13 protein-coding genes are annotated in these 12,497 nt (G+C 54.6%); 4 read left to right on the top strand and 9 right to left on the bottom strand.

Features of this window, described 5'->3' with window-relative positions; translation table 11 throughout:
- Window positions 1-15: 15 nt before the first annotated feature.
- Window positions 16-849: a thermonuclease family protein gene (locus ACP9M6_RS12775; RefSeq protein WP_427451684.1), complete on the top strand. Its 834-nt coding sequence runs from the start codon at window positions 16-18 to the stop codon at window positions 847-849.
- 7 nt (window positions 850-856) lie between these two features.
- Here the strand turns inward: ACP9M6_RS12775 and ACP9M6_RS12770 are convergent, their stop codons facing one another.
- From ACP9M6_RS12770 to ACP9M6_RS12745, 6 genes are all read right to left on the bottom strand, one after another.
- The gene (locus ACP9M6_RS12770; RefSeq protein WP_427451682.1) at window positions 857-1,192 is read right to left on the bottom strand and encodes a hypothetical protein; all 336 of its coding nucleotides are present in this window, start codon (window positions 1,190-1,192) and stop codon (window positions 857-859) included.
- Between the two features lie 23 nt (window positions 1,193-1,215).
- Window positions 1,216-2,817 carry a S41 family peptidase gene (locus ACP9M6_RS12765; protein ID WP_427451680.1) on the bottom strand — a complete coding sequence of 534 codons (1,602 nt, stop codon included), beginning with the start codon at window positions 2,815-2,817 and terminating at the stop codon, window positions 1,216-1,218.
- Window positions 2,818-2,932: 115 nt separating this feature from the next.
- Window positions 2,933-3,532 (bottom strand): CarD family transcriptional regulator, encoded by a 600-nt coding sequence (locus ACP9M6_RS12760; protein WP_427451678.1) that lies wholly within the window; start codon window positions 3,530-3,532, stop codon window positions 2,933-2,935.
- A 155-nt stretch (window positions 3,533-3,687) separates the two neighbouring features.
- Window positions 3,688-4,032: a ferredoxin FdxA gene (fdxA, locus tag ACP9M6_RS12755; RefSeq protein WP_427451676.1), complete on the bottom strand. Its 345-nt coding sequence runs from the start codon at window positions 4,030-4,032 to the stop codon at window positions 3,688-3,690.
- 88 nt (window positions 4,033-4,120) lie between these two features.
- Complete coding sequence (locus tag ACP9M6_RS12750) at window positions 4,121-4,432, bottom strand: S4 domain-containing protein (RefSeq protein ID WP_427451674.1); 312 nt, start codon at window positions 4,430-4,432, stop codon at window positions 4,121-4,123.
- Between the two features lie 14 nt (window positions 4,433-4,446).
- On the bottom strand, window positions 4,447-7,371 hold the full coding sequence (locus ACP9M6_RS12745; RefSeq protein ID WP_427451672.1) for a helicase-related protein: 2,925 nt from the start codon (window positions 7,369-7,371) through the stop codon (window positions 4,447-4,449).
- 93 nt (window positions 7,372-7,464) lie between these two features.
- On the opposite strand from ACP9M6_RS12745, the gene ACP9M6_RS12740 reads away from it, so the two are divergent.
- Entirely contained in the window at window positions 7,465-7,938 is a 474-nt protein-coding gene (locus ACP9M6_RS12740; RefSeq protein ID WP_427451670.1) for a CYTH domain-containing protein, read from the top strand.
- 23 nt (window positions 7,939-7,961) lie between these two features.
- Here the strand turns inward: ACP9M6_RS12740 and ACP9M6_RS12735 are convergent, their stop codons facing one another.
- A complete protein-coding gene (locus tag ACP9M6_RS12735) occupies window positions 7,962-8,858 on the bottom strand; it encodes a DUF3108 domain-containing protein (protein WP_427451668.1) in 897 nt (298 codons plus the stop codon).
- A 204-nt stretch (window positions 8,859-9,062) separates the two neighbouring features.
- Between ACP9M6_RS12735 and rpmB the strand changes: the two genes are divergently transcribed.
- Window positions 9,063-9,356 carry a 50S ribosomal protein L28 gene (gene rpmB / locus ACP9M6_RS12730; RefSeq protein WP_427451664.1) on the top strand — a complete coding sequence of 98 codons (294 nt, stop codon included), beginning with the start codon at window positions 9,063-9,065 and terminating at the stop codon, window positions 9,354-9,356.
- 100 nt (window positions 9,357-9,456) lie between these two features.
- Here rpmB and ACP9M6_RS12725 read toward each other — a convergent pair whose 3' ends face one another.
- Both ACP9M6_RS12725 and ACP9M6_RS12720 read right to left on the bottom strand, forming a co-directional pair.
- The gene (locus tag ACP9M6_RS12725; protein WP_427451662.1) at window positions 9,457-9,888 is read right to left on the bottom strand and encodes a hypothetical protein; all 432 of its coding nucleotides are present in this window, start codon (window positions 9,886-9,888) and stop codon (window positions 9,457-9,459) included.
- A gap of 55 nt (window positions 9,889-9,943) precedes the next feature.
- Entirely contained in the window at window positions 9,944-10,540 is a 597-nt protein-coding gene (locus ACP9M6_RS12720) for an alpha/beta hydrolase (protein ID WP_427451660.1), read from the bottom strand.
- Window positions 10,541-10,600: 60 nt separating this feature from the next.
- Here ACP9M6_RS12720 and cysS point away from each other — a divergent pair, with 60 nt between their 5' ends.
- Window positions 10,601-12,040 carry a cysteine--tRNA ligase gene (cysS, locus tag ACP9M6_RS12715; RefSeq protein WP_427451658.1) on the top strand — a complete coding sequence of 480 codons (1,440 nt, stop codon included), beginning with the start codon at window positions 10,601-10,603 and terminating at the stop codon, window positions 12,038-12,040.
- Window positions 12,041-12,497 lie beyond the last annotated feature (457 nt).

Here is a 12,497-nt window from a genome sequence, read left to right as displayed (position 1 = left end):
TGAGACTATAGCGCTATGTCGTCTCAAGACACATCACAAATCCGATTGACCCGCCGTGCGACAATTGTATCTGCGCTGGCTGCAAGTTTTGTTATGGGACATGCCAAGGGCTTTCCTCCCGTGGATCTAAGCGCAGGCGAAACGGGCCGCGTTATCCGCATCATCGACGGCGATAGTTTTGTGATGGCCCTCAAGGAAGGCGAGTTGGCCGTCCGCCTTTCCGCCATACAGGCGCCGCGAACGCGACAGCGTTCAGACAAAGCTTGGCCATTTTCAGAAGAAGCGAAAGCGGGACTTAAAGCCCTGATTGGCGGTCGCACCGTCCGACTGAGTTATGGCAAAACTAAACGTGACCGTTTCGGGCGGGCCGTGGCGCAGGTTCAAACGCTCACACCTGAAGGACAGGATGACCTTTGGGTGCAGGGTGAAATGATCCGACTGGGCCTCGCGCGTGTCTATAGCTGGCGCGGCGAGACAGCGGATATGGGGGCGCTTTATGCGTTGGAGACTATTGCGCGCGACAGGCAGCGCGGTATCTGGGCGGATGAATTTTACGCCGTCCGCGCGCCTGACCCTGACCCATTGGCGCAATATGTTGATAGTCTTCAAATCGTGGAAGGTGTCATTACGTCGGTGGCGGATGTGCGGGGACGCGTCTATTTAAATTTCGGGTCGGATTACAAAACCGACTTCACCATCGCGATTGCCCGCAAAAATGTCCGCGCATTTGAAGCGATCGCTCCGCTGACCCTGACGGGGGCGCGTGTGCGTGTGCGGGGCTGGGTGGAAATGATAAACGGCCCGATGATCTGGATGGATCACCCGGGCCGTCTGGAGCTCTTAGCCTGAAACGTGGTTAAGCGCAGTTCAACCCTTCAGGCAGATTGACGCGCATAGGACCACGGTCATCCTGTAACCAGCAAATAGACCCGTCCGTCATGAGGGTCATATTTGTTGGCGTTCCGGGAACGCGGTCCGTTAGCCCCTCTACAACTTTCGGGCGGACCTTCAGGCGCGGCGTATCAACTAATCGACCCGGATCCATATCAAGATCATCCCGTTTCATGGCCTCTTTGACGGCGGATTTAATCGCCGTCATCTGTTCAGAATCCGGCATCGAGGTGAGCTTAGCCGGGCGAGGGGCTGATGATGTTGAGGCGCAGGCCGTCATCCCGATAATTGCCCCTGTCATCGCCGCTATCCGAAAAGGCATCATTATTCCACCTCAATACGAAGCGTGCGGAGACGTTCAAGATCGCGGACACGATCATCAGACAACATATCTGCGGGACTATCGATAAATATGTCGGGCGTCTGTGTTTTTGATTGCGCGACACTCACATCGGGGGAAGGGCAGGTCCCGTCTTCCCGGAATTGAAGAGCGGCGGAGAGAAGCGTTTCATCCTCTGCGCCCAACTGTCCTATGAAATCATCCTCAATGTTACAGCCCGGTGTTTGAACACCGAAGGCCGATGTGCCTTCCGGTTCGAATCCATCTGCATAATCGCCAAAGCCCTTATCATTCGCGCCCCGGAACTGGACGGTGAAATAGGTCTCGCCGCAATTATCTGTGGGATAGAAACCATAAGGCTTACCGCAGGTCTTTGACCCGATCAGGATGACTTCAACATCAATCCCGCGCAGACCATTAATTACGGCTTCTGAGGCGGAACATGTTCGTTCCGTCGATAAGATGAAAACGCGGTCCAGATCTAATTCCGGGAGGTCCACATCTTCATCCAAGGAGAAGTCCAATCCGGTTCCGAAAAACGGTGTCGGGCGTAAAGTTTGGCCTGTGACAGGATTAATTGTCGGGTTTTTGTCCGAGAATGTCAGCCGATCAAAGGTTCGCCCATCCGTCGCCGCATCGCCCGCAATCATAAATCCTGTTTGCGCCGCAACGGCCAGCAAACCACCCCCATTATAGCGAAGGTCAAGAACGAGATCGGAAATGTCCTCATCCTCCATTTCAATCATAGCGTCATAGATGGCTTTTTCAGACGTGAAGGGAGAGAAGGTCGTGAAGTGAATATAACCAACTTTTCCGCTCTCTGTATCAATGACGGCCGTGTCCGTGACGGGGAGTTCCACGACATCCGCGGTTTCGAGTGTGACGGTTCGTTGCGTGCCATTCGTATCTTCAACGACGAAAATATGCGTGTCGCCAACACGTGTCGGGAAGATCGCTTCGTTCAAAATGTCGAGATCGGCCTGTGTATTGGCCCCATTGACGGCATCAATCCCGTCGACTTCGAGGATTTTATCACCGCGGAGGAAGCCTCCCTCTTCGCCCGCTGGACCATTATCCTGCGTATAGGCAATGCGAATATCGCGCGGCGGAGATGTTCTGAGAAGGCGGAATGTGGCACCATATCCGGCGCTGGCTTCGCCCGCGCGGTCTGCTTCATATGTTTCCGTATCAATGCTGAAATGAAACTCGTCTTTGGGCTTGCCGGAAGCCGTCGTCGCAAATGTCCGTAATTCTGCAAAATAATCCAGACGGTCGGCTATGCTCGCCGGATCGAGGTCTGTGACCTCGTCATACCAAAGATAGGTTTCATCCGTCCAAGATCGCAACCAGAACTTTTCCAGCAATGTCGACCCCGCCCGGTCAGACGTGCCCGCGCGTGGGTTTTCACATTGATCGATAAAATCGCTGGCGGGGTCAAATTTCCCGGCTTCAAAGGTCGGACCTTCGCTCACGGGAGGGGGCGTTATGATGGTGGTCGGCGTATTGCTACCCCCGCCCCCGCCACAGGCCGCCAAGAGTGTGAGTGCAGCACCGGCTGCCAAAATCGTCTTCAAATTATGTGTCATGTCACATCCTTATCTGTCCGCACCCTAACCTAGGCTGAACGTTCCCACAAAAAAGCCCCCCGTCAAGCGGAGGGCTGTTCAAATTTACAGTCAAATGACGGTATTTAGCGGGACGTTACGCCGCGGCTTCGTCGTCTTTATTGGCGGCTTCCGCATCTTTCGCGGCTTTTGCGGCCTGACGGCTGCGGGCCTTGGCCAGCGTATCCAGAACATCTTCCAGCGCGGCATCGCGGGAGGATTTACGGATGGCGGCGACTTCGCGGACCATCCGGTCAATCGCACGTTCATACAGTTGACGCTCTGAATAGGATTGCTCCGGCTGCGCATCTGTGCGGTGAAGGTCGCGGACAACTTCTGAGACGAGGATGAGGTCGCCGGAATTGATCTTGGCTTCATATTCCTGTGCGCGGCGGGACCACATTGTACGTTTAATACGCGCACGGCCCTTAAGCGTCGTGAAGGAGTCTTTCAGAATCAACTCATTGGAGAGTGCCCGCATACCGGATGTGGCGGCCTTAACCGTTGGTACGCGGAGGGTCATTTTATCCTGCTCGAAATGTACGGTGTAAACTTCGATATCAAATCCAGCGATAACCTCTTGGTCGATGGATTGGACGATGCCGACGCCATGGGCCGGATAGACAACATTCTGCCCCACACGGAATAAGCGCTTATTAGACGTTTTTTTCTTTGCAGTCGTTTTCTTCGCAGCCATAATCATCTTTCTATACTCTAAATGTCCAACGAGGACTCAAACCAAAAGCGCGGCGACCCCCGTAAGGTACATCCGCGCTTTCAATTAATTTAAGAAGGCCATACCACAATTTTAGGGCAAAAGCGAATCCGCCCTTTGTGACGTCGGGAAAGCGCTTATTCGTCGCCCGTGCCGGCTTTTTCGCTGAAATATTTCTCGAACTTGCCGGTCTCGGACTCGTATTTTTCGCGATCTTCGGGCGGCTCTTTTTTGACCGTGATGACGGGCCAGATTTCAGCATATTTCGAATTGATCTCAAGCCATTTTCCGTCCGGATCGTCCTCTGTATCAGGTACAATCGCGTCGACGGGGCATTCGGGCTCGCAGACGCCACAATCAATGCATTCATCCGGATGGATGACGAGCATATTTTCGCCTTCATAGAAGCAATCCACGGGACAGACTTCGACGCAGTCCATGAACTTGCATTTGATGCATTCGTCTTTGACGATATAAGTCACGGTATTCAGGCTCCATTCGTATTCTTGGGCGATGTGGCGGTTTGCACCGGCACTGTCAACTATCGGGCGCTTTCACACACGAGATTGTTCATTCCATCGGCTCATAGAGCGTTTGGGCTTCAGGGGCAGGGCCACGACGTGTCCCTGCCTCTTTCATACGCACGGAAAGCAGTTCTGTGCCGCGCATAAATGTCACGCCGTCCCCTGGACGGATGATCGTGTGGGGTTTGCGCGTGCGTTCAGTTTTGCCGTGACGCGTGACGCGGACTTTCCCGCCCAATATGAGCTTCGCCGCGCCGGTGCGGGTTTTCTGTAATCGCGTGCGATAGAGCCAGACATCAAGGCGGCAGGCCTCCGCGCGCTTGTCCTGCGGGTCTTTATCCATTTGTGTTGAGCGCAAGCGTGGCAGGTGGCTTAGTCCTTTTTCGTCTCTTTAAGCGCGGCAAGTGCGGCAAAGGGCGAGTTTTCAACCTGTTTTTGGGTGGGCGGTTTCGCGTTGCGCGGTGCGTTTTTACGCGGGTTCGGGCCTTTGAAATTCGGCTTATTCCCGCGCTTGCCCTTAAAGGCGGGTTTCCCGCCCGGCTTGAAGCCTTTTTGACCGCGTGACGGGAAATACCAATATTCGAGGTTTTCGCGTTCCATCGCATTGCCTTCCGCATCCGTGTCGCGGTGATGGTAGACAGAAATCGTTTTCTTCGGTTTGGGTTTGCGAACGGGTGTTGCGCCCACCGTTTCGAGCACGGGTTTGGCAACCGCTTCAGGAAGTGTGGTCGTGTCAGGGACAATGGGCTGAGGCGTCTCTGCCACAGCAGATTCGGGCGTTTCGACCTTGACGGCCTCTGTTACAGCCGCAGCGACCTGTTCAGGAACAGTCTCTAATACGGGCTCCGGAGCTTTCGTCAGCGCCTCTTCGACCGTCTCAGACTTATAGCCCAGTTCCTGCAATACGCCTTGCACATCTTCATAGGTCGAGCCGAGTAGGGCGAGCATTTCGGCGACGATTTGGAATTTATGCCCGCGCACATCATCCTTCTTCGTCTCTTTAAAAAGGTTTTGCGCGTCGCGGATGAGGAAGGACAGGCGGTTGAGAATATCGAACCGAATAATACGCGGCCCGACCGCACGGTAGCCCGCGAGCGAGAGAGCCTGTTCGGAATAATTCTTTGAGGCTAATTCACCGTCATTTGGAATGGACGTGACACCCGCGAAGGGGACCCACGGCTTTTTATCCCCGCCCGCGCCATAGGCAACGAGAAGGGAGAGGAGGCGCGCGGGTTTCGGCTTCATCATCTCATTCAGATAGACATTATAATGTCCGAAAATAACACTGACGCCGCGAAGCTGACGCCGCGCATCCTGATCCAAATCGCGCACGGTTTGCAAATGTTCGCGCCGTTCAATTGCGCCATTATTTTCCAACAGGATATACCCAAATCCTTTGGCGGCGGGGAGGGTATCTTCTGCCGCGATGAGGTCTTTTAACGCTTTCAACGGCGCGAGATGAGTTTGTACTTCAGCTTGTAAATATTCGCGCATCCGGTTTGTAGCCATTTCCTGAAGCACAGGTTTGCCGAGCTTGCCCCCGATGAGTTCTGCATCCGGCGTGAACACAGATCCGCTGGGTGCGATGCGGCCGACGGCTTTTCCGCCCCACATAATTTCGCCGGAGTCTGAGAGTGTAAAGATCGCATGCGTGCCGGAACTGATCGAGGTCAGCAATCGGTCCACTTCGGGTCCCACCGCTTGTTGTGCAGCCGATTGCAGGGCCTGCGCCTCCAGCCCGCCTTGGCTGGTATCCGCCGTGAATTTCAAACCTTCAAGACGACCAATAAGGTCGTCCTCGATATACACCTCTCCGGTGTCTTTAATGGTGGCGCTCATGTCCAGATCGGCTCCTATGCCTTTTAACAGCTTGCGGGTTCGCCGATCGACGAAACGGGCTGTTAATGCCTCGTGTAGCGCGTCTGATAGCCTGTCTTCAACCTCTCTTGCGTGATTTATCCAATGTTCGGCGTTTTTCATCCAAGAGGACTTTGACGCACAATAGGTCCAAGTCCGGATTTTCGCGAGTTGACCGGAGAGCTGGTCCACCCCACCAAACGTGTCGTCACAGCGGCTGATCTTCCGGTCCATGAAATCATCAGAGAGCTTCCCGCCGCCCGCCATGAGAGTCCGCCAGATATCCTGCAACAGCTTCACATGTGTATCGATGGTCAGGTTGCGGAAGTCCGGCACCTGACACACATCCCAGAGCATTTTGACCTGCGCGCGGGTGCGCAGCGCGTCATGAATCTGCGGAATGGCTTTTAGCCGCTCCAGCGCGCCCTCATCATCCGCGCCTTTAATCCGGCGCAGGCGGCTGGTCGGGCGCGGCGCGTGCAGCGTTTCCATCAGCGTGTCGATGGTCGAAAAGTCGAGATCAGAATTGCGCCATTCGACATAATGGAGCGGCTCAAAGTCATGCGCTTCAATCCGTTTGACGAGCCCTTCCTCCATGGGCGGGCAATCGCCCGTCGTTCCGAACGTCCCGTCATTGCGGAATCGTCCCGCGCGGCCCGCAATCTGTCCGGCCTCCATCGGGGTGAGGTAGCGCCGCCGACGCCCGTCATATTTCGTCAGCCCGGCAAAGGCCACGTGATCGGTGTCGAGGTTCAATCCCATCCCCACGGCATCTGTCGCGACGAGGAAGTCCACTTCACCGGATTGGAACATCTCGGCCTGAGCATTGCGGGTGCGGGGTGAGAGACCGCCCATGACGACCGCCGCCCCGCCGCGAAAACGGCGAATGGCTTCCGCAATCGCGTAAACTTCCGCCGCAGAAAACGCGACAATGACGGAGCGTTTCGGCAGACGCGTCAGCTTCGTCGCGCCGTCAAAATGCAGTTCAGAGAACCGCTCGCGATGGTCAAATTTAATCTTCGGCACGAGGGTGGCCAACACATCTCTTGCCGTCTCCGCGCCGAGAAACAGGGTCTCCTCCATCCCGCGCGCATACATGACGCGGTCCGTGAAAATATGCCCGCGCTCATGGTTCGCCATAAGTTGGACTTCGTCCACGGCGAGGAAGGCAAAGCGTTTCTCGACGGGCATGGCCTCAACCGTGCAGACATAAAACCGGGCCTTGGGCGGAATGATCTTCTCCTCGCCGGTAATCAGCGCGACCTGCGCCGCCCCGACCTTCAGGACAATGCGATCATAAATCTCCCGCGCGAGCAGGCGCAGCGGCAGGCCAATCACCCCCGACGCATGCCCCAACATCCGCTCGACGGCATAATGCGTCTTGCCGGTATTGGTCGGGCCAAGAACGGCTTTGATTATGGGGTCAGAATAGCGGGGCATAATAGGTTAAAGACCTTTGCCGATTCGTTTGCCAGAAGCAAAGCGTCATAATAGATGCATAGACGCTTTGTATACGCATTTGAAAGGCAGGATATGGGAATTGAAATCGAAAGAAAATTTCTTGTCAAGAACGACGCATGGCGAACAGGAACCCCGACATTATATGTCCAAGGTTATCTCAACCCCGATAAGAACCGCACAGTAAGGGTAAGAATTGCGGAGACCAAGGCGATGATTACTGTCAAAGGTATCACGACCGGTCCGTCCCGGGCCGAATACGAATATCCTATCCCGCTTGAAGATGCTCAAAACATGCTAAAGCTCTGCAAAGGTCCGTTGATTGAGAAACACCGGTGGTTCTACCGCGCTGGAGATTTGACGTGGGAAATTGACGAGTTTTTTGGTCCCAATGCAGGTCTGATTGTTGCCGAAATCGAATTGGATCATGAAGATCAAAATGTCGATTTGCCGGATTGGGTGGGCCGAGAGGTGACAGATGATAATAGGTATTTTAATTCAAGCCTATCCGTCACGCCTTTCACCACTTGGGCAAAAGTACCTGGTTAGTCTGGCCAGCGGTAAGACGCAGTCTATTCCGCCCCTACAATCTCCAACTCATCCACCTTCACGACGGCCTTAAACCCGCTGATCTTATAGGTGAACCGCACGGGAATATGGACGCCGGCCTCCTCATAATATTTGAAATAGACGTTTACGGGCTCGGCGGCTTCTTCCTCGCTGGGTAGGTCTTCGGGGTCATAGCCTGAGACGCTCTCGTAATAGGCGCGGCAGTGGATGGTGTCGTCCTTGTCGCCGTTAAACTTCACGCGTTTCGTGCCGACGCGTTCCATCCGCAGATTATAGTGCTGCTTGCTGTCGAAAAACGGAACGCGGCCTTGGCAGAGCTCGCCTTCTGTTTTTGTGCCCATCATCATCAGCTGCAAGATGCCCGAAATCGTATCATTCGCCGTATAGCGTTCGCGCGGCGTGGCGGGCGGGACGCCCTGACTGCCGAGAGGCGGGACGATGTTCACGTTCACTTTTGCGGCGCTGCGGTCATAGTTCATCTCGACGCGGCGGTTTTTCTTATCCGTATTCTGCTGGACATGCCAGTCGGGGCGGAGGCCGTTCCGGTCATAGCTGCCCTTGGTCACAGCCCAAATTTCCATTTTCTTCAACAGCGCGGCAAGGCCAGAGGATTTGACGTCGGCATAGGCGACATAATCGTTTTCATCAAAACGCGCGATATAATCCGACTTTATGACGCGAAAGCCAAAGACATAGCCCTTCATCTTCATGCGGATTTGCGTGTCATCGGGTGTTGTTGCAGGAACCGTGTAAGTCATGGGGCCGAAATTTTCCTCATTGAGGATACTGAAACTATCACTTTGGGCCAGCAGGTCAGGCATGTAGACCTGCGAAAGTGCCGTCGCGCCAAAAGCGAGAGCCGCGGTTGTTCCAATGAGGGTTTTTACGATAAAGGTCATGACGGTCTTATGGCAGGTCTGATGTGGCGCGATTATGAACGAAGCTGTGGCATAGCATTACAAATGGCTCATGCAATTGCGAAAGCTATGCGTCGCTGTCAAACCGATGAAACCGCTTGACGGGAGGCGACTCGTTCCTTAGGTCGCGCTTTCTAGTTATCCGCCCACATGTGTGGGCCTTTTTGTTATGTCTTAGGTGTTCCCATGGCTCGTCGTTGCGACCTTCTCGATACCGGCCCAATGTCCGGAAATAATGTTTCTCACGCGATGAACAAGACTCGTCGTCGTTTTGAGGTGAACCTGTGTAATGTCACACTCGCCTCTGACGCGCTGGGACAAAAGTTCCGCATGCGTATTGCGGCGAAAACACTCCGCACGGTTGACTTCAAAGGCGGCCTTGATGCGTTTCTGATGGGTACAAAGAACCACAAGCTGACCGACAAAGCCAAGAAGATCAAAAAACAGCTCGTCAAGCTGGAAGAATCAAAAGCTGCATAAACCGCGCTCTGATTTGAAAAGACACTGAAACCCGCCCTTCGTGGCGGGTTTTTTATTGTATTATCTGGAGTTTGGGTCGCTACAAATTGCGATGCCCAGACTACTCCGCGTAATCACCTGTAATCATGCAGGTCCCGTCGGGTTGCGCCGATGTGCCTTCGGGGCAGGCGATATTGACAGTCGTCGCGGGGGCTGCCGTGTCCATCATCGGCTTTTCGGTCACCTCAATCGTGTCGCCCATGATCGTCACGCCGTCCTCGCCGGAGGTCATGACACCGTCCGTGGCAACCATGATTTTCTCGGGGGTCTCAATGGTGAGCGGATCACCTGTTGCGGTCATTTTGCCGTCCTTGTTCATGACCTTGTCGGCTTTGATCGTGACCTCATTCTCCATCATGGATTTGGCTTTGTCTTTCGCCATGTCCGTGACGTCGGTTTTGGCTTTCTCGGTCAAGCTGTCCTGCGCGAGGGCAGGGGCGGCCATGAGGCCCGCCGCGACGAGGGCCGCAGCAAATGTATGTTTGGTGTTCATGTAAATCTCTCCGAACTCCCCAGCCCACCCAAGAGACTCAGGAAATCGGGCGAGATTAAGGCCCGCAGTCAGGTTCTTCAGCAATCAATCCAAACCGTAACATTTCGTCCACGGTGAGCCAGTGAATATCGTCCGGTCCGGCCGCCGCGCGGGTGAACTCATAGAAATCCGGGTCCACGCCCATATCCTTCAGGAAGTCCCGCTGCATCCCGCGTTGCGGATCAAACAGGGTCTGGTCCCCGCGCGAGCCCAGCGGAGAGCCCCAACTATGCACGCCAATCATGGCGCCGCAATCAATCGTGCGCGGACTGCCCGCAATGAACCAATCCACAGCCCCGCTCGCAATTTGCCCGTTGGAGGGGACATGGGTCGCCAATCCCGCTTCGCGAATATCGCGGACGAGCCGTGTATTCGTCACCACATCCTGCGTGCCGGGCATGGCTTGCAGGATGAGCGTCTTCACATTGGGATTTTCGCGGACGAAATCTTTGACGAGGTTGTGGGAATAGCTATCCGTGCGACCCACCACAACGGCGGCATCGCCTTCGACAAAGAATTCCAGCGTCGGCGGTCGCGGACGGATCATGTCTTTCACGGCGACAAAGCCGCCAATCCCCAACACGCCGAAAATAACCAGATGTACGAATTTCATAAATCACATCTGGCGTAACAGAGGCTTCCAAACAAGGGGCGCGTCGGTTAGGACGCCCGCATGACTGACCAGACTGAAAACCCGCTCACGCTCTATAATTCGCTCACGCGGACGAAAGAACAATTCATCCCGCAAGACCCCAAACGCGTGACGATGTATAATTGCGGCCCGACGGTCTATTCCTACGCCCATATCGGCAATGCCCGCGCGGCGGTCGTCGCGGATGTGCTGTTCCGTGTGCTGCGGCATATCTATGGCGAGGATGCGGTCGTCTATGCGCGCAATATTACCGATGTGGATGACCGGATTATCCAAAGCGCGAAGGAAACGGGGCTCCCCATTTCCGAGATTACGGAAAAATATGCGCGGATTTATAATGAAGACCTCGCGGCGCTGAACTGCCTCCCGCCCACAGTCCAACCCCACGCGACCCAACATATCCCGCATATGATAGAGATGATTCAGGACCTGATCGACAAAGACGTCGCCTATGAGTCCGACGGTCACGTCTTTTTCGATGTCTCGAAATATGAGGATTACGGCAAGCTCTCCGGCAATACGCTGGACGCGTTACGCGGCGGCGACCGCGTCGGTGAAGGCGAGGTTGCGCGGAAGAAAAACGCGGCGGATTTCGTGCTCTGGAAACCGGAACTCCACGGCGTCGGCTGGGATGCACCCTTCGGGCGCGGACGTCCGGGCTGGCACATCGAATGTTCCGCCATGGCCAAAGCGACGCTGGGCGAGGTCATCGACATTCACTGCGGCGGCGTCGACCTGAAATTCCCCCACCACGAAAATGAAATCGCGCAAAGCTGCTGCGCGAATGACGAAAAGGTCTTCGCGAATTACTGGGTCCATAATGAATTCCTGAACATGGGCAGTGAAAAAATGTCCAAGAGTTTGGGAAATGTGACGTTAGTGCACAACCTGCTGAAGGAGTGGGACGGGGAGGTTATAAGATTGGCGCTGTTGAAGGCGCATTATCGGAGTGAGTTGCAGTGGTCCGAAAGATTGCTTTCACATAGTAAAATTCAATTAGATGGTTGGTATCGTCGCAAGGCCAAAACTATGGACGTTAAACGCGACGACACTGATTGGGTTTTTGGTGCACTCTACAAGGACTTATCTACACCAATTGTTTTAACGGCTATCGGAGGTATGTCGGAAGCATTCGATAAAACGCTTAATATCATTTTTCATTCTGAAGAAGATGGATCAGATAAAACTTCTGCTGATTTAATTTCAGAAGCTGCATATTTTAAGCGCACCTTCATTTTAAATGCCAACCTCCTAGGCCTCCTCCAAAAAGACCCCGAAGACTGGTTCAAAGGCAACGCGTCCTCCGATGAAGCCGCAGAATTCGACGCCATCGCCAAACGCCGCGAAGAGGCCCGCGCGAAAAAGGATTGGCCCGCCGCCGACGCCGCGCGGGACGAGGCGACAGCGAGAGGAATCATCCTCGAAGACGGCCCCGACGGCACGACCTGGCGCAAGGCGTAGCGGCGACCACCAACTGTCACCCCGCACGAAGCGCAGCGAAGATGCGGGGCCTATCGGTTATCCTCTCAACTCTGCGTTCACAAACGACAGGCCCCGCGTCGAGCGCGGGGTGACGCAGGCATTTGATTGACAATCAAATGACAAGGAACCGGAGGACAAAGTCCTTCGGCGCTATACTAAAAAAACTATATCCACGTTTAAGCGTCTGTAAGACCTCAATGATATCAATGGTATAAGCTAAATTTCGACAATCGTATCCCCACCCCTTTCAACCTATGCCATCTATAAGCTGTCTTCTTTCAAAGGGCAGTCGAGCGTACGTTGGCTTTTCTGGAAAGGAGCGGTGCTTGTCATTGGGTGAAACCGGGTAACGTCGGTGGAACTGGGTGGCCTATCGAGAGCTGATCGTTCCCAGACTGAATGGTTCGGCCGGTAGTGGAAAAAGGTGCCGTCGCGT

The organism is Litorimonas sp. WD9-15, from assembly GCF_050271975.1.
Lineage (GTDB): Bacteria > Pseudomonadota > Alphaproteobacteria > Caulobacterales > Maricaulaceae > Litorimonas.
This window is presented reverse-complemented; position numbering and strand designations above follow the sequence as displayed.

Bases quoted from the DNA above. Each gene is read 5' to 3' on its own strand.
- ACP9M6_RS12725 (WP_427451662.1), bottom strand. From the start codon at position 9,888: ATGAACACCAAACATACATTTGCTGCGGCCCTCGTCGCGGCGGGCCTC.
- ACP9M6_RS12735 (WP_427451668.1), bottom strand. From the start codon at position 8,858: ATGACCTTTATCGTAAAAACCCTCATTGGAACAACCGCGGCTCTCGCT.
- ACP9M6_RS12745 (WP_427451672.1), bottom strand. From the start codon at position 7,371: ATGCCCCGCTATTCTGACCCCATAATCAAAGCCGTTCTTGGCCCGACC.
- cysS (WP_427451658.1), top strand. From the start codon at position 10,601: ATGACTGACCAGACTGAAAACCCGCTCACGCTCTATAATTCGCTCACG.
- ACP9M6_RS12760 (WP_427451678.1), bottom strand. From the start codon at position 3,532: ATGGCTGCGAAGAAAACGACTGCAAAGAAAAAAACGTCTAATAAGCGC.
- ACP9M6_RS12765 (WP_427451680.1), bottom strand. From the start codon at position 2,817: ATGACACATAATTTGAAGACGATTTTGGCAGCCGGTGCTGCACTCACA.
- ACP9M6_RS12720 (WP_427451660.1), bottom strand. From the start codon at position 10,540: ATGAAATTCGTACATCTGGTTATTTTCGGCGTGTTGGGGATTGGCGGC.
- ACP9M6_RS12775 (WP_427451684.1), top strand. From the start codon at position 16: ATGTCGTCTCAAGACACATCACAAATCCGATTGACCCGCCGTGCGACA.
- ACP9M6_RS12770 (WP_427451682.1), bottom strand. From the start codon at position 1,192: ATGACAGGGGCAATTATCGGGATGACGGCCTGCGCCTCAACATCATCA.
- ACP9M6_RS12740 (WP_427451670.1), top strand. From the start codon at position 7,465: ATGGGAATTGAAATCGAAAGAAAATTTCTTGTCAAGAACGACGCATGG.
- rpmB (WP_427451664.1), top strand. From the start codon at position 9,063: ATGGCTCGTCGTTGCGACCTTCTCGATACCGGCCCAATGTCCGGAAAT.